This is a genomic window from Vreelandella jeotgali Hwa, assembly GCF_000334215.1.
Classification (GTDB): domain Bacteria; phylum Pseudomonadota; class Gammaproteobacteria; order Pseudomonadales; family Halomonadaceae; genus Vreelandella; species Vreelandella jeotgali.
In genome coordinates this window covers 22195-46341 of the sequence record NZ_AMQY01000012.1, presented here as the reverse complement: position 1 = coordinate 46341, position 24147 = coordinate 22195, and the positions used below count along the sequence as shown (strand labels likewise).

The window sequence follows — 24147 nt, the reverse complement described above, 5'->3', positions numbered from 1 at the left end:
TAACAGTATACACAAAAACCCCCGCGTAAGCTCGTAAAAGCCAAGAGGCGGGGGCCGTGTTGCCATTAACAATAGAGCACAGCCATGAAAAGGTCAAATTTGCCCTTTCCAACCCAGACCTTCAAAACATAAGGCTCGCGGCTCAGCTCAATACAGCAGGAGCGCTTTGCAGCTCCTTACCTGTGCCCTTGATCAGATCGCCCCCGACACACCGGGCAGTCGGGATCTCTGGGGAGTTTGAAGTGGCGCCACTCACCGCTCAGGGCGTCGAAGGCGGCGAGGCCGCGATGTACGCGGCCCGCGCCGCTGAGCAGTTTGAAAGTTTCCACCGCCTGGAAGGTGCCGACCAGGCCGACCAGCGGGGCCATGACGCCGTTTTCCGCGCAGCTCATGGCTTCGTCGTCGCTGTTGTCGGGCGGGTAGAGGCAGGCGTAGCAGGGGCATTCCGAGTCGCGAGGGTCGAATACCGCGACCTGGCCGGAAAAGCGGATGGCAGCGCCCGAGACCAGCGGCACGCCGGTGGCCTGGCTGGCGGCGTTGATCGCGTAGCGGCTGGAAAAGCGGTCGGTGCAGTCGAGCACCACATCGGCGGTGGCGACCACGCTTTCCAGCGCTTCGCCCAGCAGATGATCGCCGATCGCCGTGACCTCGCAGCCGGGGTTGATGGCAGTAAAGCTGTCGCTGGCCGATTCGGCCTTGTTGCGGTCGATATCCGCCTGGCCGTGGGCGATCTGACGCTGCAGGTTGGACAGCTCGACGTCGTCGGCGTCGACCAGGGTGATGCGCCCGACGCCGGCGGCGGCCAGGTAAAGCCCGGCCGGTGAGCCCAGCCCGCCCGCGCCAATAATCACCGCATGGGCGTCGAGCAGGCGCTGCTGGCCGCCGATATCCACTTCGGGCAGCATGATCTGGCGGCTGTAACGCAGTAGCGCCTGGTCATCCATCATGGGTCACTTCTCCTCCAGATCAGCAATCTCGGGCAGGTGCAGGCTGCAGGTTTCCTTGACTTCTTCCATCACCACATAGCTTTTGGATTCCTTGACGCCGGGCAGCGTCAGCACCACGTCGCCCAGCAGCTGGCGATAGGCCGACATCTCGGGAATCCGGCATTTGAGGATATAGTCAAACTGGCCGGAGACCAGGTGGCACTCCTGAATTTGCGGCAGCTGCTCCACCGCGCGACGAAACTCGTCAAACACGGCGGGAGTCTGGGTTTCCAGGCTGATTTCCACAAACACCAGCAGGTCGGCGCGCAGCGCGCAGGGGTCGAGCATGGCCTGATAGCCGCGAATGACCTCGGCGCGCTCCAGCCGCTTGACGCGCTCCAGGCAGGGCGTGGTGGACAACCCGACCTCGGCGGCCAGGTCGACGTAGGAGATGCGGGCGTTTTCCTGCAGGCAGCGCAGGATCTTGAGGTCGATACGGTCCAGCGTCTTGTTTTTGGCTTTCATGGCGGGATTCCATAGCGTCAACGGTGGAAAGGAACGATCAGTCGCCGGGCTGCCGGCCCAGTGTCACGCGCTCGTGGCCGCCCAGATCGCGCAGGCTGGCCACCCGGGCATAGCCGGCCTGGTCGAGCATATCGCGTACCGCACGGGCCTGGGTATGGCCGTGTTCCAGCGCCAGCCAGCCGCCGGGGGTCAGATAGCCTCCGGCGCGGTCGACCAGGTGACGCAGATCGGCCAGGCCGGCCTCGGCGGCCACCAGCGCCGAGCGCGGCTCAAAGCGCACATCGCCCTGGCGCAGGTGCGGATCGGCGGCATCGATGTACGGCGGATTGGCGACGATCAAATCAAACGCCAGCAACGGGTCATCTGCCAGGGCCGAAAACCAGTCGCCGTGAACGAAACTGACATTGCCGATCTCCAGCCGGGCGGCGTTGTCCCGGGCCAAGGCGACGGCCTCCGGACCGATATCCACGCCGTCGACCTGCCAGCCGGGGCGTTCGCCGGCAAACGCCAGCGCGATCGCTCCGGTGCCGGTGCCCATGTCCAGCAGCCGGCCGCTGGCTGCTGTTGCACGCTCAAGCGCCGCCTCGACCAGAGTTTCGGTATCCGGCCGGGGAATCAACGTCTCCGGCGAGGTAGCAAGCGCAAGCCCGTGAAATTCACGCTCGCCGGTCAAATACGCCACCGGCATCCCCTGCGCCCGGGCGGCAATCAGCGCGTCAAAACGCGCCTGCTGCCAGCGCGCTTCGGCGCTATCGACTGCCGTGCGGTCGCCCCGAGTACGATCTCCCCAAGTGCGATCACCCCAGGTATATAGCCAGGTACGGTCGCGGCCGGTGACGTGCATCCACAGCACTTCGGCGTCCAGGCGCGGGCTGGGCGAGCCGGCAGCTTGCAGACGCAGCGCGGCGTGGCGCACCAGCTGATCCAGCGTCATGGGCGGCTTCCGGTGGTCATGCGCTGTCCTGAAGCGCGGCCAGCTGGTCGGCCTGATATTCGTGGATCAGCGGGTCGATAACGTCGTCCAGCTGCTCGCCGCCGATCACGTCGCCCAATTTGTACAGCGTCAGATTGATACGATGGTCGGTCACCCGCCCCTGGGGGAAGTTGTAGGTCCGAATACGGTCGCTGCGATCCCCCGTGCCGACCAGCGAGCGGCGCTCATCGGCCTGCTGCTGGCGCTGCTCGTCCTCGGCGTTCTGCTTGAGCCGGGCGGCCAGGTGCGACATGGCCCTGGCGCGGTTCTTGTGCTGGCTACGTTCTTCCTGGCACTCTACCACGACGCCAGTGGGCAGGTGCGTAATGCGAATGGCGGAATCGGTGGTGTTGACGTGCTGGCCGCCGGCGCCGCTGGCGCGGAAGGTATCCACGCGCATGTCGGCCGTCTGGAGGTCGATATCGCCGACGTCCTCGACCTCGGGCATCACCGCGACGGTACAGGCCGAGGTGTGAATGCGCCCCTGCGATTCGGTAGCCGGCACTCGCTGTACGCGGTGCGCGCCGGACTCGAACTTGAGCCGCGCATACACGCTGTCGCCCTTGATACGTGCAATGATTTCCTTGTAGCCGCCCATTTCACCGTGGTTGGCGCTCACCACCTCGACCCGCCAGCCGCGGGACTCGGCATAGCGCGAATACATGCGGAAGAGATCGCCGGCAAACAGCGCCGCCTCGTCGCCGCCGGTGCCGGCGCGGACTTCGAGAAAGACGTTGCTGTCGTCATCGGGGTCCCGGGGAACCAGCAGGCGCTTGAGGTCCTCTTCCAGCGTTTCCAGCCGTTCACGGCCGTCGCTGATTTCCATCTCCGCGAGTTCGCGCATTTCCGCATCGCTATCCTGGCGCATGGGCTCGGCGGCCTCGATGTCGCCTTCAATGCCGCGATAACGCTGCCAGGCGGCCACCAGCTCTTCCAGCTCGGCGTATTCTCTTGAATAGTCACGGAAGCGGCGCTGATCACTGATCACGTCGGGGTCGGCCAGCAGCATGGCCAGCTCCTCGAAGCGTTCCACAAAGCCGTCCAGACGTTGGCGCAGCGTGTCTTTCATACGGGCTTTTCATCCTGTTGGCAGGGCGCATCCGCAGCGCGGGACGCGGCCGTCGTTTCCTGGGTTTCGAACGCGGGCCTGGGCGGCATCAGCAGGCGCGGGACCGCGTCAAGCAGACCATGCTCCTCATTCGAGGCGGCATCGCGGATGGCCTGGGTGGGCTGATGCATCAGCCGGTTGCTCAGCTGGTACGCCAGACGCTCGATGATTCTGGCCGGGTCTTCTCCTCGTGCCAGACGCGCCAGCGCCTGATCCCGGGACAGGTCGCGCAGCGCCTCGCCATGCTGGCGGTAGGCCTGAATCAGCTGGCCGCCGCTGCGAATGCGCCGTTCATGCAGCCAGCTGCTGACGCCGTGTTCAATGATCGATTCGGCCTGGTCGGCGGCCATCTGGCGGTGGCGGCGGTTTTCCTGGATAACCACGTCGAGGTCATCCACGGTGTACAGAAACACGTCGGCCAGGTCGCCGACTTCGGGTTCGATATCCCGTGGCACGGCGATATCCACCATGAATACCGGGCCGTGACGACGGCTTTTCAGCGCGCGCTCCATCATGCCCTTGCCCAGAATCGGCAGCGGTGACGCGGTGGACGAAATCACGATATCGGCGTTTTCGAGCGCGTCGGGAATATCCGGCAGGGCGATGGCCTCGCCGCCCAGCGCCGCCGAGACCGTCTCGGCGCGCTCGCGGGTGCGGTTGGCGACTGTCAGCTGGCGCACACCGGCTTCGTGCAAGTGCCGTGCGACCAGCTCGATGGTCTCGCCCGCGCCGATGAGCAGCGCCCGGGCGCGGCTGAAATCGTCGAAGATGCGGCTGGCCATGCTTACCGCTGCGTAGGCCACCGACACCGGATTCTTGCCGATGCCGGTTTGCGTGCGTACCTGCTTGGCCACGGCAAAGGTGTGCTGGAACAAACGATCCAGCTCGCCGCCCAGGCCGTTGGCGTCGCGCGCCTGCTGGTAGGCCTCCTTGAGCTGCCCGAGGATCTGGGGCTCGCCCAGTACCATCGAGTCCAGCCCCACGGCAACGCGCATCAGGTGGCGAGCGGCGTCGTTATCCAGGTAGTGGTAGGCACAGCGCGTCAGGTCGTCGATATCCAGCTGATGAAAGCGCCCCAGCCAATCGAGCACGACCTGTTCGCCGGCGGCATCGGTAACGCAGTAAAGCTCAGTACGATTACAGGTTGACAGCACCGCCGCTTCTTCAATCTGCGGCAGCTCGTGGAGCTCTTCAAGCGCCTGCGATAGCTGTGTCGGCGTAAAGGCCACCTGCTCGCGCACGGCAACCGTGGCGGTACGATGATTTATTCCCAGGGCAAGAAGCGTCATGCGTTATGCGTCTTCGCTAGTGTATCGGTCATCCGGTTTGACGCCCGACAGGGCGATGCCAGTCAAGTTAATCCGGTATTCTATCACAGCCGCATCGGCTCTGACCCACACCGCTTTGGTGCAGCAGGACTATCGCCTTTATCACTCGGGCTGAACCGTCATCACCCGGGTTGAGCCTTCAACCGGTCGGCGAACTGCAGCGCAGGCGTTGAGCGGATCAAGGCGCTGAGCGGATAAAAGCCCCTTTGCCATCATCCGGCAAACGGCTATGCTGAGCCCCCTGCCAACGGATCGAGGGCTGCATGCCACTTCGCGCGACGTTACCTTTATCGGCCCTTGTGCCATCTGCCATTCGGCGGCTGCCGTCGGTGCCCGGGCGCCCGGCGGTGCTGGCGACGCTGGCGGCGGCTGCCCTGGCGGGTGGCTGCCAGGCGGTGCCGCCCGATGCGACCGGCGATCACTCTTTGCTGTCCTCGGCTCCGCCCGTCACTCGCGGGCTCGACGCCGACGGCCTGAGCACGCTGTTGACCGCCGAGCTGGCCGGTCAGCGCGAGCGCTATCGCGAGGCCACCCGGGGCTACCTCAAGGCGGCCGAACGCTACCCGGACCCCGAGCTGGCAAAGCGTGCCACCTTCGCCGCCCGCTTTGGCGATTCTCCCGACCTGCTCAAGACGGCGGCCACCCGTTGGCAGGCGCTGGCCCCCGACAGCGCTACCCCCAACCGGCTACTTTCCGCCCTGGCAGTCCAGCGGGGCGACTGGCCGGAAAGCCTCGACCGGCGTCTGACGCTGGCTGCCCGGGGAGAAAGCGCCGGCCTGACCAAACTCGCCGAGCAGGCGATTGCCCAGGGCGCTGCGCCGGCCCCGCTGTTGCAGCGCCTGGACGACGCCCTGGCCGACGATAACAACCTACCCGCCGCCGGCCGGGCCGATGCCCACCTGGCCGCCGCGCAGCTGGAAAAAGCCGCGGATCATACGGCCAGTGCCCGGCGTCACCTGAACCGCGCAGAGTCGCTGGTGCCGACGTCCCCGGCGCTATGGCGCACCCGAGCGCACCTGGCGCTGGAACAGGGCGATAATCGCGCGGCACGCCGGGCCGCCCGCCAGGGCATGCAGCATGCCCCCGACGACGCCCGCTTCAACCTGTTGCTGGCACAGGCCGAGATCCGCCTCGACAACCTTGACGCCGCGGTGGCGCAGACGGATGCCCTGCTGGAGCGTCACGACGGCGGCAGCGAACTCCGCCTGGCACTCGCCCGGCTGTATCTGCAGGAAGGTGAGCCCGGCGCCGCCCGAGAGTTACTGCGCCCACTGGCAAGCAATGACGACCTTTCCGCCACCGGCTACTTCCTGCTGGGCAGCGCCGACAAGGCCCTCGGCAACGTCGATAGCGCCCTTTTATACTTCCGCCAGGTCGAGGAAGGCGACGAATTTCTGCCGGCCCGCGCCGGGGCCGCCTGGATGCTGGTCGACGCCAACCGCCTGGCCGATGCCCGCACGTTTCTCAAGGCTCAGCGTCAGCGCTTCAGCGGGCACTACAACGCCCTGCTGATGCTGGAGGCCGAGCTGCTCGACGACCGGGGCCGGCATGCCGACGCCGATGCGCTGCTGGCCCGGGGGCTGGAAAAGACCCCGGACACCGCCGGGCTGCGTTACCGGCGGGCCATGCGCGCCTGGCGGGCCGATGATCTGGCCGGCATGGAGCATGACCTTCAGCGCGTACTCGAAGACGACCCCGACAACGTCATGGCGCTCAACGCCCTGGGCTACACGCTGGCCGACGAGGAAGTGCCCGGCCGCCTGGACGATGCCCGGGAGCTGGTCGAGCGCGCCCACGAGCTCACACCGGACAATCCGGCAATACAGGACAGCCTGGGCTGGGTCTATTTTCGTCAGGGGCAGCCGCAAAAAGCCCTGCCGCCGCTGGAGCGCGCCCACGACAGCATGCCGGACCAGGAAGTGACCGCTCACCTGGCCGAGGTGCTGCACGCTCTGGACAAGACCGCGCGTGCCCGCCGGCTGGTACGCGCGGCCCTGGCCGGCGCCGATGAACACCCGGCGATCGACGCGCTGCTCGAGCGCCACCCGGAACTGTCACCCGACGACCGCGAATAGAAAGCATTCAGAACAGAAAGTACCGAGAATAGAAAGTACCGAGAATAGACAGCAGCGACAATAAAGGATGCCGGCTGCCCAAAAGCTTACGCCGTCATCCATTCACGACACCGCACAGCCAAGATCACCATCAACACTAAATACCGTATTGAGTCCTGGAACCCATCATGCAACGACTTGCTTCCCCACGCCCGGGGCTGAAAATGCTCTTTCTTTCCGGCCTGGCCTCGCTGGCGCTGCTCGCCGGCTGTGCCAGCCAAACTCCAATGGACAGCGACGGTCGCCAGCGCGGCGACTGGGACGATCAGCAAACCACGCTCGAGGATCTGCAACGCTGGTCGCTGGTGGGCAAGGCTTCATTGCGCACCAGCGACGAACGCCATAGCGCCAACCTCGACTGGAACCAGTTTCCCCACTATTTCCGTATGCTGGTCAGCGGGCCCTTTGGCAGCGGCCGCACCGTTCTCAAGGGGCGCGAGGGGCGTTTCTCACTAACCAACGGCGACGGCCGCTTTGAGGCCGAAACCCCCGAGGCGCTGATGAACGATCAGCTGGGCTGGTCGCTGCCGGTGCGCGACCTGCCCTCCTGGGTACGCGGCCTGCCCGGCGAAGACGACAGCTACCGTCTGGAAACCGATGCCTTCGGCTTCCCTGCCCACCTGGCGCAAAACGGCTGGACGATCGATTACCGCGACTGGGTCAACGTCAGCCGTAAAGCAAAAGCCGGTCGTGAAGAAGACACTCTATGGCTGCCGCGCAAGTTAACGCTGACTTACGACGACATGCGGGTGATTCTGGTGGTCAATCGCTGGCAGCCCGATCCCGACGCCCCGCAGACCGGCGATTGATCCCATGACCGACTCCCGGCTTCCCGCGACCCTGAAGCTGCCCGCACCGGCCAAGCTGAACCGAATGCTGCATATTATCGGCCGCCGCGCCGACGGCTATCACGAGTTGCAAACTCTCTTCCAGTTTGTCGACCTGAGCGATTCGATCACCCTGACCTCGCGCCAGGACAGCAAACTGCAGCTGGACAACGCCCTTGACGGAGTGGCCGACGACGACAATCTGGCGCTGCGCGCCGCCCGGCTGCTGAAAAGCCGCGTACCGGCCGCTGCGGGCTGCGGCGCTGGCATCCACATTGACAAGCACCTGCCCCAGGGCGGCGGCCTGGGCGGCGGCAGTTCCAACGCGGCCACGGTACTGGTCGGGCTCAATTCGCTCTGGCAGCTCGGGCTGTCTCCCGCCAAGCTGACGGCGCTCGGACTGACGCTGGGCGCCGACGTTCCGGTTTTTGTCAAAGGCCACAGCGCCTGGGCCGAGGGTGTCGGTGAAAAGCTCACGCCGGTGACTCTGGATATCCCCTGGTTCGTGATCGTTCACCCCGGTGTGAGCGTGTCGACGCCCGGGGTGTTTGGCGATCCGCAATTGACACGCCATACCCCGCGCATTAGTATGGCGCGCGCACTGCAGGGGGGAGCGACTGCATGGCGTAATGACTGCGAAGCCGTGGTCAAGGCACAGTACCCGCCGATCGCCAGAGCCTTGAGCTTTCTTGCCCGTTTTGCCCCCGTCCGGCTCACCGGCACGGGCGCCTGCGTCTTCGCCGCCTTCGAGGGAACACCCCGGGGCCGACAGGAAGCCGGGCGCGTCGCGCGGATGGCCGGCCAATACGGTGCAGTATGGATCGCTCAAGGGCGTAACGTCTCTCCTCTCCACGATGCTCCGGGCGGCCAGACGCCTCCCGTTAATGCTGGAAGCTCTTTTGGGGTATAGCCAAGTGGTAAGGCACCGGTTTTTGGTATCGGTATGCGCAGGTTCGAATCCTGCTACCCCAGCCAGCCAACGGTAGAAAAACCCGGATTTACCAACACTGCAAAGGTGGCTGCGCGTGTCAAAATTGATGGTTTTCGCCGGGAACGCCAATCCCGAGCTCGCTCACAAGATTGCCGATAGTCTGGACAGCCGCATGGGCAATGCCACGGTTGGTCAGTTCAGCGACGGTGAGACCGCAGTCGAAATCAACGAAAACGTACGCGGCAAGGATGTCTTCATCCTCCAGTCCACCTGTGCCCCGACCAATGAAAACCTGATGGAGATGATCCTGATGGTTGACGCCCTGCGTCGGGCGTCGGCAGCGCGCATTACCGCCGTTCTGCCGTATTTCGGCTATGCCCGCCAGGATCGCCGGGTGCGCTCATCGCGCGTGCCGATTTCCGCCAAGGTAGTCGCCGACATGATGGTCAAGGCCGGTGTTGACCGGGTCATGACCATGGACCTGCACGCCGACCAGATCCAGGGATTCTTCGACGTGCCGGTCGACAACGTCTACGGCTCGCCGATCCTCCTCGACGATATCGAGCGCCAGAACTATCGCGATCTCGTCGTCGTGTCTCCCGATGTGGGCGGCGTGGTGCGCGCCCGGGCCATTGCCAAGGCGCTGAACGTGGACCTTGCCATCATCGACAAGCGTCGCCCCCAGGCCAATCAGGCGCAGGTGATGCACATCATCGGCGACATCCAGGACCGCACCTGCGTGGTGGTCGACGACATGATCGATACCGCCGGCACCCTGTGCAAGGCCGGCGAAGCGCTGAAGGAGCGCGGCGCCACCAATGTCGTGGCCTACGCCACCCATGCGATTCTCTCCGGCCCGGCGGTCGACAACATTACCGGCTCGGTTCTCGACGAAGTCGTCGTGGCCGATACGATCCCGCTGTCCGAAACCGCACGCCGCAGCGGGCGCATCCGCCAGCTGAGCGTGGCCGGCCTGATCGCCGAAGCGATCCGCCGTGTCAGCAACGAAGAATCCGTCAGCGCAATGTTTCACTGATTGCCTGACCCCGTAGCGGACAAGCGCTCCCGGCGCCCCTGCCGCTTTTGAAAGCGCCGTTGCCTGGTCGCGGGCGGCGGCGCTTTCCGACTTTAACCCAAGAGGCACATTTCATGTCCGATTTTATCCTTAACGCCAGCGTTCGTTCCGACCTGGGGAAAGGTGCGAGCCGCCGCCTGCGTCGTGCAAACGAACAGATTCCCGCCGTGGTTTACGGCGGCGACAAGGCCCCGCAGTCCATCGCCGTGGAAAAGACCGTTTTCTACAAGGCGATTGAAGACGAGGCCTTCTTCTCCTCGGTGGTTGATCTCAACATCGAAGGCACCAAAGAGCAGGTTGTCGTGCGTGACCTGCAGCGCCACCCCTTCAAGCCGCTGGTGACCCACGCGGATTTCATGCGCGTAGACGCCAATCAGGAAATCACCATCAATGTGCCGCTGCACGTCGTCGGTGAAGATCAGTGCGTGGGCATCAAGGACCAGGACGGCGAGCTCCATGCTCTGGCCGTTGAAGTCCAGGTCTACTCGCTGCCCAAAGATCTGCCGGACTATCTGGAAATCGACATTGCCAACGTGGAAGTGGGTACCACGCTGCACCTGTCCGATATCCGTATGCCGCAGGGCGTTCGCTCGGTTGAGCTGTCCCACGGCGAGGATCACAACGCCGCCGTCGTCAACATTGCCAAGCAGAAGGTTCGCGGCAGTGACAAGGACGATGACGACGCCGAAGACGCCGGCGAAGGCGAAGACAACAGCGCCGAGTAACCCGGCATGCTCCCGCGGGCCGTGCCCTCGCACGGCCCGCACCATGTTACGATCAAGCGCTCCGGCGCTTGATTTTTTTTGGAGGTGACAAAATGAGCCAGGTTATGGCGCTTATCGGCCTGGGCAACCCCGGGCCCAAATACGCCGCCACGCGACACAACGCCGGTGCCTGGCTGGTCGACGCGGTGGCGCGGGACATGCATACCGAGCTGCGCCCGGAAAAGAAGTTTTTCGGCCTCCATGCCAAAACCCGGCTGGGCGGCGTCGAACTGCACCTGCTCAACCCCACCACCTTCATGAATCGTAGCGGCGCGTCGGTGGCGGCCCTGTGCCAATTCTTCAAGCTCAGCCCCGACCAGCTGCTGGTCGCCCACGACGAGCTTGACCTGCCCGCCGGCCAGGCGCGCTACAAGACCGGCGGCGGCCACGGCGGCCACAACGGTCTGCGCGACACCGTCAGCGCGCTGGGCAACCGCAAGGATTTTCACCGCCTGCGCATCGGCATTGGCCACCCCGGGGATGCCAACCGGGTCGTCAACTACGTCCTCAACCGGCCGGGCAAGACCGAGCAGTCCGCCATCGACACGGCGCTGGACGCCTGTCTGACTACCCTGCCGCTTGCCGTCGGCGGCGACTGGGCTCAGGCCATGAACCGGCTGCACAGCTTAAAATGACGCGCCCCTGACCGGCACCGTCCTGGCCCGCGTCGCACTTCACATCAGTTTTCAGGAATCATCGTTATGGGTTTCAACTGCGGTATTGTCGGCCTGCCCAACGTCGGCAAGTCCACGCTTTTCAACGCGCTGACCAAGACAGGCATCGACGCCGAAAACTTCCCCTTCTGCACCATCGAGCCCAACGTCGGCATTGTGCCCATGCCCGACCCCCGGCTGGACGCGCTCTCGGCCATCGTCAAGCCGGAGAAGGTGCTGCCGACCACCATGGAGTTTGTCGATATTGCCGGGCTGGTGGCCGGCGCTTCCAGGGGCGAGGGGCTGGGCAACAAGTTTCTCGCCAATATCCGCGAGACCCAGGCGATCGCCCACGTTGTGCGCTGCTTTGACAACGATAACGTGATTCACGTCTCCAACCAGGTCGACCCTCGCGCCGATATCGAAATCATCAACATGGAACTGGCGCTGGCCGATCTGGATACCGTGGAAAAAGCCATCCAGCGGCTGGCACGCGCGGTGAAAGGCGGCGACAAGGATGCCGTGGCCACCAAGGCTGTGTTGGACAGGGTCCAGCCACACCTGGCCGAGGGTCAGCCGCTGCGCAGCGCCGGGCTGGATGACGAGGAGCAGCATCAGGTCAAGAGCTTCGGCTTTTTGACGCTGAAGCCCACCATGTACATCGCCAACGTCAACGAAGACGGCTTCGACAATAATCCCTATCTCGACGTGGTCAACGAGATTGCCGCCGAGGAAGGCGCGGTCGTGGTACCCGTCTGCAACCAGATCGAAGCCGAAGTGGCCGAGCTCGACGATGAGGAACGCGCCATGTTCCTCGACGAAATGGGCATGGAGGAGCCGGGCCTCGACCGCGTGATCCGCGCCGGCTACGGACTGCTGGGCCTGCAGACCTACTTCACCGCCGGGGTCAAGGAGGTCCGCGCCTGGACGGTACGCGAAGGCGCATCGGCGCCGGAAGCCGCAGGCGTCATTCACTCGGACTTCCAGAAGGGCTTTATTCGCGCTGAAGTGGTTGCCTACAACGACTTTGTCAGCCTGAACGGCGAGCAGGGTGCCAAGGATGCCGGCAAGTGGCGCCTGGAAGGCAAGGACTACATCGTCAAGGACGGCGACGTCATCCACTTCCGTTTCAACGTCTAAGCCAGTACAGCATACTTGACGTTGCTACCCCCGCCGGGTAGCATCCGCCTCCGTTGAATGGCTACGTAGCTCAGTTGGTTAGAGCACATCACTCATAATGATGGGGTCCCCTGTTCGAATCAGGGCGTAGCTACCAACCCGATTACCGAAAAAAGCCCGCCCTTGAGCGGGCTTTTTTGCGTGGGCGATCAGCGAGTCAGCGAAAGCGACGGCCGATCGAGAAATGTCCGCAGCGCCCGGGTCAGATGGTGGATATCCCGGGCGCCGGCGGTTTCGCGGATGGAGTGCATGGCCCACTGGGGCACGCCGACGTCGAGCGTGGGTACGCCCACCTCGGTGGCGGTGATCGGCCCGATGGTGCTGCCACAGCCCATGTCGGCGCGGGTGACAAACGCTTGCACCGGCACATCGGCGTCGCGGCAGACATCGCGGAACAACGCGCCGGTGGCGCTGTTGGTGGCGTAGCGCTGGCTGGCGTTGATCTTGATCACCGGCCCCTGGTTGATGGCCGGGCCGTGGTTGGCATCGTGCTTGTCCATGAAGTTGGGATGCAGCGCGTGGGCGTTATCGCAGGAGATCATGCACGATGACTGGATCAGCTGGATCAACGACGCTTCGGTACCGCCGCCCACCTGTTCGTTGAGACGCCGCAACACGTCTCCCAGAAACGGCCCCTGGGCGCCGCAGGCGCTGGCGCTGCCGACTTCTTCGTGGTCGTTGGCTACCAGCAGGGCCCCCTGCTCGCCGTCACACTCGAGCAGGGCTTCCACGCCCATGAAGCACGACAGCAAATTATCCAGGCGCGCGCTGGCCACCAGCTCCTGTTCAACGCCGACCAGCGCGGGCGGCTGAACGTCATAGAACGCCAGTTCGAAATCCACCACCTCAACGTCTTTCAGGCCGTGCTCCCGGGCCAGCCAGGTCTGCACCAGCGACGTCAGTGTGGCGCTCTCGCCTTGCATCAGCACCGGCGCCATTTGCGTCTGCGGGTTGATCGCCCGCCCCTTGTTGGCCTCACGATCAAGATGAATGGCCAGGTTGGGAATAGTCGCCACGGGCCGATCGACGTTCATCAGCCGGCTTTCCAGACGACCGTCGGCGTGGCGTACGTGGACGCGCCCGGCCAGCCCCAGATCACGGTCAAACCACGGCGCCAGCAGCGCGCCGCCGTAGACCTGCACGCCCAGCTGCAGCCAGCCGGCGGCGTGCTCGGTGGCGTTGGGCTTGACGTGCAGGCCGGGACTGTCGGTATGCGCGCCGATCATGCGCAGCGATGCCAGCGAGGCAGCCGGCAGCTGGAAGGCAATGATCGAGGAGTCGTTGCGCGTCACGTAGTAGCGCCCGCCCGGCGTCAACGCCCAGTCGCGGATTTCTTCCAGCCGCTGAAAGCCGGCGCTTTCCAGCCGCGCGGCCATGTTGCGGGTGGCGTGCCACGGCGTGGGGGAATCACGCAGAAAATCCTGCAGACGGCTAATGGCATCGGCATCGCGGCCTTCGGACATGATAATCTCCCTGAGAGGAATCGATGTTGGAGTCTCGGCGAGGCAGGCGACCTGCTACAATGCCTGTTCGGTTCACGCGACACCTCTGCCGCTTGCCGTGCAAGGGCATGAGTCTACCTAACCCCGGGAGAGCTTGATTGATGAGCTGGTTTGCCACCCTTTCGCGTCTGGTCGTCCTTACCCTTGTGCTGGTACTGACCGGCCCGGCGGCCCTGGCGCTGGAATCGACCGATAAACAGCGTCAAGCCGCCGTGGAAATCGCGGACTCGCTACGCTACGGGCACTATGCCGACGTCACCTTTGACGCGGCGTGGTCCAAAGACACCTTTGATCGCTATCTGGATATTCTAGACGGTCAGCGTGCCTACCTGCTACAGGCCGACATCAAACCGTTCAACCACCTGCGTAGCGAACTCGACCGGGTGCTGGAAAACGGCGAGCTGGACGAGGTCTTTGCCCTGCACGAACGCGCCACCCAGCGGCGCAAGGCACGCCTGGAGTGGCTGCTCGACCGCCTGGACAGCGGGCTGGATTTCAGCTTCGACAGCCATCAACGGCTCGCCCTGGACCGCGAAGACTCTGCCTTTGCCCGCAGCGAAGAGGCACTCGACACGCTCTGGCAAAAACGCCTGCAAAACGATGCGCTGACGCTGGCGCTGACCGACCAGGATCAGGAACAGGTAGAAGACACCCTGCGCCAGCGCTACGAAGGCCAGCTGTCGCGTCTGGAACAGACCGAGCCGGAAGACGTCTTCGGCCTTTTCATGTCGGCGGTCACCGGCAGCATTGAGCCGCACACTGCCTACCTGTCGCCCAGCCAGGGCGAGTCGTTCGACATCCAGATGAGTCTCTCGCTGGAAGGCATCGGGGCGCTGCTCCAGGCCGACGGCGAATACGTCAAGGTCGCCAGCCTGGTGCCCGGCGGCCCGGCCGAGCGTGCCGGGGTTCTCAAGCCTGCCGACCGCATCATCGCCGTGGGCCAGGAAGACAACGAAGACATGACCAACGTCATCGGCATGCGCCTGGATAACGTCGTCGATCTGATTCGCGGCCCCAAGGGCTCTGACGTCCGGCTGGAAGTGATCCCCGCCCAGGCGGTGGATACCACCCGCTCCCACGTCGTTACCATCACCCGCGATACCGTGGACCTGGAAGACCAGGCCGCCAGCAGCGAGGTCATCGAGGTCGAGCGCGACGGCGACACCCACCAAATGGGCGTTATCACCGTGCCCACCTTCTACGTGGACTTTGACGCCTGGCAGGCCGGCGAGGACGACTATCGCAGCACCACCCGCGACGTGGCCGATGAAATCAAAAAGCTCAAACAGCAGGATGTCGACGGCATCATGCTCGACCTGCGCAATAACGGCGGCGGCGCCCTCCAGGAAGCCAACTCGCTGATCGGTCTGTTTATCGACCGCGGACCCACCGTGCAGGTGCGCGATGCCCAGAGCCGCATCCAACTGTACGGCGACAGCGACGCCGGCACCCTCTATGACGGCCCGCTTGCCGTGCTGGTCAACCGCCTTTCCGCCTCGGCATCGGAGATTTTTGCCGGCGCCATCCAGGATTACGGCCGCGGCCTGATTCTCGGTTCCGGCACCTTTGGCAAGGGCACGGTGCAAACCCTCGACGAGCTCAGCCACGGCGAGCTCAAGCTGACCCGGGCCAAGTTCTACCGGATTTCCGGAGAAAGCACCCAGAACCGTGGTGTCACGCCGGATATCACCTTCCCCGGCCTGACCGACCCCGAGCGTATCGGCGAAAGCAGCCTGGACAACGCCCTGGCCTGGGATACCGTCAGCGACGTGCAATACCGCCGCTACGGCAACCCGGACGCCTCGCTGCCGAAGCTGAAAAAACGCCACGCCGAACGCGCCGATAGCAACCCCAACTTCCGCTACCTTGAGCGCCAGTCCAAACTGGCCCGCAAGCTGCGCGAGCAGCACACCAGCGTCAGCCTCAACCGCGAACAGCGGCAGAAGGAAATGCAGGCCCAGGAAGCCGAGCAACTCTCGCTGGAAAACCAGCGCCGCCGGGCGCTGGGCATGGACGAGCTGGAGGATTGGATCGACGCCCGGGAAGACAGCGATGACGACGCCATGCCCGCGGAACGCGCCCAGGTGATCGAAGCCGTCAGGATTCTGCTCGACTACGCCGGCATGGCGGACGACATCCGCCTGGCCAACGACTGACCCGCTGACGGGCAACGCCACGCCGGCACAGCACAACTCGCCGGCATACTACGCCCCGCCCCGGCGGGGCTTTTTCATGCCGCGCACTCAGGCAGCGCATTCAGTCGCGCACAGGAACAGCCGCCTCGGTCGTCGGCGCGCTCGGCCAGCAGCAGGAAGGCACGACGAACACAAAAGCAGACGCCAGACACAAAAGCAGGCGTTTAAAACGGCTATGTGCAATATCCGGTTGAACATCTAGAGCGCTCGCTTTCGCTCAATATGTCCGTCATGTGCAATATATGGTTGAAGCTATAGCAGTGTGCTAGGCTGTGCCGTGCAATAACCGGTTGGAGAACTGCATGGCAAACGGGAAGAGTTTTGGCGCCTCACTGGCAGCCGAGTGCTGGAAAAACGCTGACGACCTGTGGGGGGATTTCAAACACACCGACTTCGGCAAGATCATCTTGCCGTTTACACTGCTTCGGCGTTTGGAATGTGTCCTGGAACCGACCCGAAAGCAAGTGCGTGAGAAATACGCCGAGCATAAGGACAGTGGCATCGACACCGATCTGATCCTGCGACAAACCAGCCAGTATCCGTTCTACAACACCTCCAACTATTCGCTGGCCACGTTGGGCAGCACCAAGACCCGGCAGAATCTCCAGGACTACGTTGCTCGGTTCTCGGAAAACGCCCGTGTAATCTTCGAGCAGTTCGATTTCAGCAACACGCTTGTTCGACTGGACAAGGCCAATCTGCTTTACCGAATCACGCAGAACTTCGCCAACATCGACTTGCATCCGGAGGCCGTGCCGGATCGGGTGATGAGCACCCTGTACGAGCACTTGATTCGTCGCTTTGGCGCCGAAGTCAACGAAGGCGCTGAGGATTTCATGACGCCGCGTGACGTGGTGCATCTAGCGACAACTTTGGTGCTCGATCCTGATGCAGAGTTGTTTGAGGCCAAGCCCGGTTTGATTCGCACGTTGTACGATCCCACTTGTGGCACGGGCGGTTTCTTGTCCGATGCCATGGCGTATGTGGCCGACTACGGCAACACAGAGAAGGTGCCGCCGGTACTGATACCGCACGGTCAGGAGCTGGAACCGGAAACCCATGCCGTTGCCCTGACCAGCATGCTGCTGCGCCAGCACCCGTCCGATCCCAGCCGGGATTTGAGCCAGAACATCGCCGGGCCGTCGAGCACGCTGTCCCGCGATGCCTACGCCGGCCAAAAATTCCACTATGGCTTGGCTAATCCGCCGTTCGGCAAGAAATGGGACAAGGACAAGGAAGCAGTCACATCCGAACACGATGAGAAAGGCTACGCCGGGCGCTTCGGGCCGGGTCTGCCGTCGGTCAGCGACGGCTCGATGCTGTTTCTCATGCACCTGGCCGACAAGCTAGAAACACCCGAGAACGGCGGTGGCCGAGCGGCCATCGTGCTGTCGGGTTCCCCATTGTTCAATGGTGGCGCCAACTCTGGTGAATCCGAAATCCGGCGCTACCTGCTGGAAAACGATCTTGTCGAGGCCATTGTGGCGCTGCCGACAGAGCTGTTCTTCCGCACCGGGATCGGCACCTATCTGTGGATTCTGACAACCAAGAAGGCCGAATCTCGCCAAGGCAAGGTGCAGTTGATCGACGCCACCGACCAGTGGGTGCCGATGAAAAACGAAGGCAACAAGCGTCGCCGGATCAGCAGCGAACAAATGCGCACCATTGCCGACATCCACGCGGCCTTCGAGGAAGGCGAACACAGCCGCGTCTACGACTACCAGCACTTCGGCTATCGCCGGATCAAGGTGCTGCGCCCGCTGCGGATGCACCTGGAAATTACGGAGTCCGGGTTGGACGCCTTGACGCAAAACAAGCAGTGGCAGAAGCTGCCCGAAGATCAACAGGATACATGGCACAGCGTTTTGTTGGAACATCTGGGCAAAACGTACCGCTACGGCTGGGCCGAGGAATTTGCCAAGGCCACGGAAAGCGCCGTCGCCACAGGTTCGGTCAAGGCAACCAAACCGTTCATCAACGCCATGCGCAAGGCATTCGGTGTGCGTGACCCCGGTGGCACGCCGGTCACCGACAGCAAAGGCGACGTCCTGTCCGACAGCGACCTGACGGACTACGAAAACGTGCCGCTGGACGAGGCCATCGAGGACTACTTCGCCCGCGAAGTGCTACCTCATGTGCCTGATGCGTGGATTGACGAATCCTACACGGACAAACGCGACGAAAAGACAGGCCGCGTGGGCTACGAGATCAACTTCAACCGCTACTTCTACCAGTACGTGCCGCCGAGATCGCTGGAGGAAATCGACGCCGATTTGGACAAAGTAGAAGGCGAGATTGCCGATCTACTGGCGGAGGTGACGGAATGAGTCGTTACAAGGCGTATCCCGAGTACAAGGATTCCGGGGTTGAGTTGGTTGATTCAATCCCCGAGGAGTGGGACATAAAACCATTTTGGACTTTGTATAGCCCGATAAAATTGACCGGGTACGCGGAAGAAACGCTATTGTCTGTCTACCGCGATCATGGAGTTGTATTCAAACACTCGCGAGATGATAACCGGAATAGAGCTTCATTAGACCTGTCTCCGTATCAGCTTATAAAGCCGGGTTTTTTGGTGACGAACAAAATGAAGACTTGGCAGGGATCAATCGCTGTCAGTGAAATACGCGGTATCGTTAGCCCAGCATATTTCGTATATGAGCCAGTCGGCGGCATGTATGGCAAATACGCACACTATTTATTGAGAAGCCTTCCTTACATCGCTGGATACATTTCGATTTCAAAGGGGATCAGAGTTGGACAATGGGATTTAGACCCCGATCATTTTCGAGTATTTCCCATTCTTGTTCCCTCTAAGAATGAGCAGATCAGGATCGCAAACGAGATTGACCGCGAAACCACCCGCATCGACACCCTGATCGAAAAGAAAACCCGCTTCATCGAACTGCTCAAGGAAAAGCGCCAGGCGTTGGTTCACAAAGCACATGTTCACCCCGAAACATATCGCGATCGGATCCAGTGGAATGTGGTTCGCATTGACAGGCCTGTTTGCCGAGTCGATGACCAGTCCTATATACGTCTCGGGCTTTATAACTGGGGACGGGGCATATTCCAGAAGCCCGAAGCAGCAGGCGATGAGCTTGGATCATCCTCATTCCTTTGGGTTGAAAAAGACGATTTAATTTTAAGTGGACAATTCGCTTGGGAAGGAGCCGTAGCATTGGTTACTTCAAATGAAGATGGCTGCATTGTGTCCCATCGCTACCATGTATATCGCGGAAAGCCCGATATTCTTAACACGCGATATTTATGGGCGTACTTCACTTCGCATGAGGGGCATTTTCTTCTCGACGATTGCTCCCACGGGTCGGCAGGGAGGAACCGCCCATTAAACATCGACGATCTGGCGAAGAAAAGAATCCCCATCCCGCCGATGGCATTACAAAACGAAATCGCCCGATTGGTAGAAATGGAATATCGCTTCAAAGAGCTAGAAAAACGATCTATTCGATTACTCAAAGAAAAACGCTCGGCCCTGATAACCGCTGCCGTCACCGGCAAGATTGACGTGCGCGACCAACAAACGGAGGCCGTATGAACGGCGACACCGCCCACCGGGAAAAGCACTTCGAGAACTACATCGTCAGCCAGCTCGAACAGCAAGGCTGGAAGGTCGGCACCACGTCCGAGTACGACACCGAAACCGCCCTCTATCCAGCCGACCTGATGGCCTGGCTCAAGGCGACCCAGCCGGACAAGTGGGACAAACTGTGCGAGGACTACCCGGACAGCCCGCAAGGCGCGCTCATGTCGCGTCTGGCCCAACATCTGGATCAGAAGAACACCAGCACAGTGCAGACGTTGCGCCGAGGCTTCAAGATCGCCGGTTGTGGCCACATTGACTTATCCGAAGCGGCGCCCGAGGACAAGCGCAATGAGGACGTGTTGCACCGGTATGAGGCCAATATCCTGCGGGTGGTGCCCCAGCTTCAATACCACCCGCCCCGCAACCTGGCCATCGACCTGGTGTTCTTTATCAACGGCCTGCCGGTGGCCACAGTCGAGGTCAAGACCGACTTCACGCAGTCCGCGGATGCGGCGGTTCAGCAGTACAAGGAAGACCGGCTACCCCAAGACCCCAAGACCAAGCGGGTCGAACCGCTGCTGACCTTCCAGCGCGGCGCAGTAGTGCATTTCGCGGTGTCCGAGTCGGACATTCAAATGACCACGAAACTGGATGGAGCCAATACCACCTTCCTGCCGTTCAATCAGGGCAACGACGGCCATGCCGGGAACCCGGCCCGTGACGATGGCGAGTACCCGGTGGCCTATTTCTGGGAACAGGTTTGCCAACGGGATGCCTGGCTGCGTGTCTTTCACAGCTTCGTGTATCTGGAGAAAAAGGACGTTGTTGACCTGAAAGGCAATTGGAAGAAGAAGGAAACGCTCATCTTCCCACGCTTCCACCAGTGGGATGCCGTCAACAAGATGATCGCCGACGCCGATGTCAACGGCGCAGGTATGAATTACCTGTGCGAACACAGCGCCGGTTCCGGCAAGACCAGCACGATTGCCTGGACGGCGCATGATCTAGTCAAGCTGCGGCACGACGATGGCACCCCGAAGTTCAACAGCGTGGTCATCGTCACCGACCGCACGGTGCTCGACAGCCAGCTCCAGGATGCGGTCAAACAGATTGACCACCAATCCGGCATGATTGCCGCGATTGATCGCAGCAAGGGTAGCGAATCCAAGAGCAAGAAACTGGCGAAGGCCCTGACCCAAGGCACGCCGATTGTGGTCGTGACGCTGCAAACCTTCCCGTATGCGATGGAAGCCATGGTCACGGATGACCGGCTCAAGGACAGCCGTTTCGCGGTCATCATCGACGAGGCGCACAACTCGCAGACCGGTACGGACGCCGCCAAGCTGCAAGCTGCTTTGTCGTTGTCCAGCCAGGACGACATGGCCAACATGGACGTGGAGCAGTTGCTGGAACGCTTGCAACAAGCCCGGCACCGGCCCGACAACATCAGCTATTTCGCTTTCACGGCCACGCCCAAGCACTCGACGATGATGCTGTTCGGACGCACGCAGGATGGTCGCCGCGCCAGTGACGATAATCTGCCGGTGTCGTTTCATCGCTACCCCATGCGTCAGGCCATCGAGGAAGGCTTCATCCTGGATGTGCTGACCGGCTATACCCCTTACGAAACCGCCGTGAACCTGTCCACGCAGTTGCTGGACAGCAAACGTGTCGGCAACAAGGCGGCTCGTCGGGCATTGGCGCAGTGGATCGACCTGCACCCGACCATCATTGCGCAGAAGGTGCAGTTCATCATCGAGCATTTCAGCCGCAACGTGGCCCACCGGCTGGATGGCAAAGCCAAGGCCATGGTCGTGACCAGCTCCCGAGCCGCTGCGGTGCGTTACAAGATGCACTTCGACAAGTACATCGAAGGGCACTCCGAACACCGGCATATTCATTCCCTGGTGGCGATTTCCGGCAAGTTGACCGGCAGGCAGCTTCAACATGCCGAGGACGACGGATCGTTGGCCATAGATGCAGACGCCGAGTTCAACGAAAATAACCTGAACCCGGCCGTGGCCGGCCAGGATTTGCGTAACGCGTTCGAGCGGCCCGAGTATCGGGTCATGCTGGTGGCCGACAAGTTCCAGACCGGCTTCGACCAGCCGAAGCTGGTTGCGATGTACGTGGACAAGAAGATCGCCAACGATGTCGAGATCGTGCAAACACTGTCACGACTGAATCGTACCGCGCCCGGCAAGGACGAAACCTTCGTCATTGATTTCGTGAACGAACCGGAAAGCGTGCGGGCAGCGTTTGCCAAGTACGACGACGGTGCCGAGATCGAACAGGTGCAAGACCTCAATGTCGTGTACGACATCGCCAAGCAGCTCGATGACCACGATCTGTACGACGAATCCGACCTCGACGCCTTCAAGCAGGCGCGCTTCAAGACGCTGCGAGACATCACATCGGCCAGTGAACCGCAACACAAAGCCATGTATGCGGCGACGGAACGACCCACACGACTTTTCAATGAACAGTTGAAAATGCTGCGTGACGCGGTGGCGACGTGGGAAGATGCCTATGAAAAGGCGCATCACAGCGGCGACGACGCAGGCATGAAATCCGCCGATCACCAGCGTAATGAGTATGCCGAGCAGGTCGCCAATTTGATGACGTTCAAGAAAGGATTATCCCGGTTTGGCCGAACGTATGCCTATGTCGCCCAGTTGATCGACTTCGGCGACCCGGAGCTGGAGAACTTCGCAGCCTTTGCCAAGTTGCTTGCCAAGCGACTCGACGACGTGCCGCCCGAAACCATCGACCTATCCGGTTTGGTGTTGACTGGGTTCGACATCAAGGACAAGGAAGACGCCGGCGAAGATGATGACGAGGCACCTGTATTGCAGCCAGGCGGTGCTGGCGGTGGTGGCCGGGCTGACAAGGCAAATTACCTGCAAGAGATCATTGACCGCCTTAATCGAATTTTCGGCGAGGCCACGCCGATTAAAGACCGGGCTACTTTCGTCAATCAAATTGCGGGCATCTCCAGGGAAAACGATGTCGTCATGGCCCAGGTGGAAAACAACACGCGCGAGCAAGCATTGAAAGGGAATCTGTCGAGCACGGTACAACAGGGTGTTGTACGTGCTTTGAACTCCCACCAGGACTTGGCCACACAACTGCTCAAATCGGATACGCAGGCGATGACTGCCTTGACCAACTTGGTATATGACCTGCTGGCCAAAGGGGAAGACATCGATCTGGACGACCGGGATGCTTGATTTACTGAATCTGCCCGGCGTCCAACCTGTTGACCTGCAATACGACGAAGGCGTCATTATTATTGATGCACAAGTCGATGCCGCGCAGCCGCCGGCCTGCCCCTCATGTGGCAATACGCTTTACCGCCATGGCCATCGACAAATCATGTTTGCGGATACGCCGCAACAGATGATGCCCGTCCGGCTGAAAATCGACCGGCCGCGCTACCGCTGCGCGGACTGTGGCAAGACGCTCATGCCGGAGTTGGCGTTCCTCGACGAGAAACGCCGGGTCACAAAGCGTCTGGTAGGGGCCATCCGTGAACGCTGTCTCTCGCGCACCTTTCATGGTTTGGCAGACGAAACCGGGCTGGCCGTCAATACGGTCAAGAACATCGCGCAGGATTTGATCGACGAACTGGATACCACAGTGCGGTATGAAACGCCTGTCATCATGGGCATTGATGAGTTGAATCTGGCGGGCAGCTACCGTTGCATCATTACCAATCTGGCCACCAACAGCATTTACGACATGCTGGAAAAGCGAACGCAAAATCATATGAAGCCGTTTTTCCGGAAGCTGCCCGACAGCGAGAACGTGGAGTGGGTGTGTACCGACATGTGGCGCCCCTTCAAGCGGTCTTTTGGGCCTTACTTGCCCAATGCCAAGCTAGTTATCGACAAGTTTCATGTGGTCAAAATGGCGTCAGAGGCGCTTGAGCATGAGCGCAAGCAACATCAGGCGCAGCTCGGTCGCAAGGAGCGCCTGAGATTGAAGAAGTCGCTCCGCTGGCTCACCCTCAAACGACCACACGCGTTGACTGTGGATGAACAGCAGGACATGGCGCTGTTACGCCAGAACATGCCAGCACTTGCCGAGGCATACGACTTCAAGGAACTGTTCTACCAGATATATGACGAGCCTGATAAAGCGTCCGCCATGCAGGCATTCGAGGCATGGGAAAACACGCTGCCGGAAAGCAAATGGCCCAGGTTTCATGCCCTGGCGCGCACAGTCCATAACCACTATTCCGACATCTTTGCCTATTGGGATGCGCCGGCAAGAATCACGAATGCCTACACAGAAGGTCTGAACGGGATCGTCAAAATGGCGAACCGATTGGGGCGAGGATACAGCTACGACATGATCCGCGCTCGGGCACTCTATGCAGATCATGCAAGAAAGGTTGGCAGAGGATCAGTGCTGCCAGATTCAACCACCACGCCGCAGAAACATGTGGAGTATGGCCCCTACATTCCAACCTTGGCGGATGAAAATGGGGAATAATTG

18 protein-coding genes and 2 tRNA genes are annotated in these 24147 nt (G+C 61.7%); 14 read left to right on the top strand and 6 right to left on the bottom strand.

Annotation, left to right across the window (positions count from 1 at the left end; all coding sequences use genetic code 11):
- Nucleotides 1–176: 176 nt before the first annotated feature.
- From C793_RS0105540 to hemA, 5 genes are read right to left on the bottom strand one after another with little or no spacing between them, the layout of a single operon-like run.
- Nucleotides 177–947 carry a HesA/MoeB/ThiF family protein gene (locus C793_RS0105540; protein WP_017429948.1) on the bottom strand — a complete coding sequence of 257 codons (771 nt, stop codon included), beginning with the start codon at nucleotides 945–947 and terminating at the stop codon, nucleotides 177–179.
- Nucleotides 948–950: 3 nt separating this feature from the next.
- On the bottom strand, nucleotides 951–1451 hold the full coding sequence (locus C793_RS0105535; RefSeq protein ID WP_017429947.1) for an Lrp/AsnC ligand binding domain-containing protein: 501 nt from the start codon (nucleotides 1449–1451) through the stop codon (nucleotides 951–953).
- 37 nt (nucleotides 1452–1488) lie between these two features.
- A complete protein-coding gene (prmC, locus tag C793_RS0105530) occupies nucleotides 1489–2385 on the bottom strand; it encodes a peptide chain release factor N(5)-glutamine methyltransferase (protein ID WP_017429946.1) in 897 nt (298 codons plus the stop codon).
- Between the two features lie 16 nt (nucleotides 2386–2401).
- Nucleotides 2402–3493, bottom strand: coding sequence for a peptide chain release factor 1 (prfA, locus tag C793_RS0105525; RefSeq protein WP_017429945.1), 1092 nt, complete (start codon nucleotides 3491–3493; stop codon nucleotides 2402–2404).
- On the bottom strand, nucleotides 3490–4821 hold the full coding sequence (gene hemA, locus C793_RS13565) for a glutamyl-tRNA reductase (protein ID WP_017429944.1): 1332 nt from the start codon (nucleotides 4819–4821) through the stop codon (nucleotides 3490–3492). The genes prfA and hemA overlap by 4 nt, the downstream gene beginning before the upstream one ends.
- A gap of 302 nt (nucleotides 4822–5123) precedes the next feature.
- Between hemA and C793_RS0105515 the strand changes: the two genes are divergently transcribed.
- The 9 genes from C793_RS0105515 (at nucleotide 5124) to C793_RS0105475 (ending at nucleotide 12500) form a co-directional block, all read left to right on the top strand.
- Nucleotides 5124–6935: a tetratricopeptide repeat protein gene (locus C793_RS0105515; protein WP_083871899.1), complete on the top strand. Its 1812-nt coding sequence runs from the start codon at nucleotides 5124–5126 to the stop codon at nucleotides 6933–6935.
- Nucleotides 6936–7102: 167 nt separating this feature from the next.
- Nucleotides 7103–7783 carry a lipoprotein insertase outer membrane protein LolB gene (gene lolB, locus C793_RS0105510; RefSeq protein ID WP_026106131.1) on the top strand — a complete coding sequence of 227 codons (681 nt, stop codon included), beginning with the start codon at nucleotides 7103–7105 and terminating at the stop codon, nucleotides 7781–7783.
- A 4-nt stretch (nucleotides 7784–7787) separates the two neighbouring features.
- Nucleotides 7788–8711 carry a 4-(cytidine 5'-diphospho)-2-C-methyl-D-erythritol kinase gene (ispE, locus tag C793_RS14065; RefSeq protein WP_051038338.1) on the top strand — a complete coding sequence of 308 codons (924 nt, stop codon included), beginning with the start codon at nucleotides 7788–7790 and terminating at the stop codon, nucleotides 8709–8711.
- Nucleotides 8702–8776, top strand: a tRNA-Gln gene (locus C793_RS0105500). Before ispE ends, C793_RS0105500 begins: the two co-directional genes overlap by 10 nt.
- 50 nt (nucleotides 8777–8826) lie before the next feature.
- Complete coding sequence (locus C793_RS0105495; RefSeq protein WP_026106130.1) at nucleotides 8827–9768, top strand: ribose-phosphate pyrophosphokinase; 942 nt, start codon at nucleotides 8827–8829, stop codon at nucleotides 9766–9768.
- 113 nt (nucleotides 9769–9881) lie between these two features.
- On the top strand, nucleotides 9882–10532 hold the full coding sequence (locus C793_RS0105490; protein ID WP_017429940.1) for a 50S ribosomal protein L25/general stress protein Ctc: 651 nt from the start codon (nucleotides 9882–9884) through the stop codon (nucleotides 10530–10532).
- A 92-nt stretch (nucleotides 10533–10624) separates the two neighbouring features.
- Nucleotides 10625–11206, top strand: coding sequence for an aminoacyl-tRNA hydrolase (gene pth, locus C793_RS0105485; RefSeq protein ID WP_026106129.1), 582 nt, complete (start codon nucleotides 10625–10627; stop codon nucleotides 11204–11206).
- Nucleotides 11207–11272: 66 nt separating this feature from the next.
- Entirely contained in the window at nucleotides 11273–12364 is a 1092-nt protein-coding gene (ychF, locus tag C793_RS0105480) for a redox-regulated ATPase YchF (protein WP_017429938.1), read from the top strand.
- A gap of 59 nt (nucleotides 12365–12423) precedes the next feature.
- A tRNA-Met gene (locus tag C793_RS0105475) sits at nucleotides 12424–12500 on the top strand.
- A 52-nt stretch (nucleotides 12501–12552) separates the two neighbouring features.
- Here C793_RS0105475 and C793_RS0105470 read toward each other — a convergent pair.
- A complete protein-coding gene (locus C793_RS0105470) occupies nucleotides 12553–13866 on the bottom strand; it encodes a M18 family aminopeptidase (protein ID WP_017429937.1) in 1314 nt (437 codons plus the stop codon).
- A gap of 140 nt (nucleotides 13867–14006) precedes the next feature.
- On the opposite strand from C793_RS0105470, the gene C793_RS0105465 reads away from it, so the two are divergent.
- From C793_RS0105465 to C793_RS0105445, 5 genes are all read left to right on the top strand, one after another.
- Complete coding sequence (locus C793_RS0105465; RefSeq protein WP_017429936.1) at nucleotides 14007–16061, top strand: carboxy terminal-processing peptidase; 2055 nt, start codon at nucleotides 14007–14009, stop codon at nucleotides 16059–16061.
- Nucleotides 16062–16402: 341 nt separating this feature from the next.
- Nucleotides 16403–18427: a type I restriction-modification system subunit M gene (locus C793_RS0105460; protein ID WP_017429935.1), complete on the top strand. Its 2025-nt coding sequence runs from the start codon at nucleotides 16403–16405 to the stop codon at nucleotides 18425–18427.
- A complete protein-coding gene (locus C793_RS0105455; RefSeq protein WP_017429934.1) occupies nucleotides 18424–19659 on the top strand; it encodes a restriction endonuclease subunit S in 1236 nt (411 codons plus the stop codon). Before C793_RS0105460 ends, C793_RS0105455 begins: the two co-directional genes overlap by 4 nt.
- Entirely contained in the window at nucleotides 19656–22877 is a 3222-nt protein-coding gene (locus C793_RS0105450) for a type I restriction endonuclease subunit R (protein ID WP_017429933.1), read from the top strand. The genes C793_RS0105455 and C793_RS0105450 overlap by 4 nt, the downstream gene beginning before the upstream one ends.
- Nucleotides 22870–24144 (top strand): ISL3 family transposase, encoded by a 1275-nt coding sequence (locus tag C793_RS0105445; RefSeq protein WP_017429932.1) that lies wholly within the window; start codon nucleotides 22870–22872, stop codon nucleotides 24142–24144. The genes C793_RS0105450 and C793_RS0105445 overlap by 8 nt, the downstream gene beginning before the upstream one ends.
- Nucleotides 24145–24147 lie beyond the last annotated feature (3 nt).

Bases quoted from the DNA above. Each gene is read 5' to 3' on its own strand.
- ychF (WP_017429938.1), top strand. From the start codon at position 11,273: ATGGGTTTCAACTGCGGTATTGTCGGCCTGCCCAACGTCGGCAAGTCC.
- C793_RS0105470 (WP_017429937.1), bottom strand. From the start codon at position 13,866: ATGTCCGAAGGCCGCGATGCCGATGCCATTAGCCGTCTGCAGGATTTT.
- prmC (WP_017429946.1), bottom strand. From the start codon at position 2,385: ATGACGCTGGATCAGCTGGTGCGCCACGCCGCGCTGCGTCTGCAAGCT.
- prfA (WP_017429945.1), bottom strand. From the start codon at position 3,493: ATGAAAGACACGCTGCGCCAACGTCTGGACGGCTTTGTGGAACGCTTC.
- C793_RS0105455 (WP_017429934.1), top strand. From the start codon at position 18,424: ATGAGTCGTTACAAGGCGTATCCCGAGTACAAGGATTCCGGGGTTGAG.
- lolB (WP_026106131.1), top strand. From the start codon at position 7,103: ATGCAACGACTTGCTTCCCCACGCCCGGGGCTGAAAATGCTCTTTCTT.
- C793_RS0105460 (WP_017429935.1), top strand. From the start codon at position 16,403: ATGGCAAACGGGAAGAGTTTTGGCGCCTCACTGGCAGCCGAGTGCTGG.
- C793_RS0105540 (WP_017429948.1), bottom strand. From the start codon at position 947: ATGATGGATGACCAGGCGCTACTGCGTTACAGCCGCCAGATCATGCTG.
- C793_RS0105490 (WP_017429940.1), top strand. From the start codon at position 9,882: ATGTCCGATTTTATCCTTAACGCCAGCGTTCGTTCCGACCTGGGGAAA.
- C793_RS0105535 (WP_017429947.1), bottom strand. From the start codon at position 1,451: ATGAAAGCCAAAAACAAGACGCTGGACCGTATCGACCTCAAGATCCTG.
- hemA (WP_017429944.1), bottom strand. From the start codon at position 4,821: ATGACGCTTCTTGCCCTGGGAATAAATCATCGTACCGCCACGGTTGCC.
- C793_RS0105445 (WP_017429932.1), top strand. From the start codon at position 22,870: ATGCTTGATTTACTGAATCTGCCCGGCGTCCAACCTGTTGACCTGCAA.
- C793_RS0105465 (WP_017429936.1), top strand. From the start codon at position 14,007: ATGAGCTGGTTTGCCACCCTTTCGCGTCTGGTCGTCCTTACCCTTGTG.
- C793_RS0105450 (WP_017429933.1), top strand. From the start codon at position 19,656: ATGAACGGCGACACCGCCCACCGGGAAAAGCACTTCGAGAACTACATC.
- ispE (WP_051038338.1), top strand. From the start codon at position 7,788: ATGACCGACTCCCGGCTTCCCGCGACCCTGAAGCTGCCCGCACCGGCC.
- pth (WP_026106129.1), top strand. From the start codon at position 10,625: ATGAGCCAGGTTATGGCGCTTATCGGCCTGGGCAACCCCGGGCCCAAA.
- C793_RS0105515 (WP_083871899.1), top strand. From the start codon at position 5,124: ATGCCACTTCGCGCGACGTTACCTTTATCGGCCCTTGTGCCATCTGCC.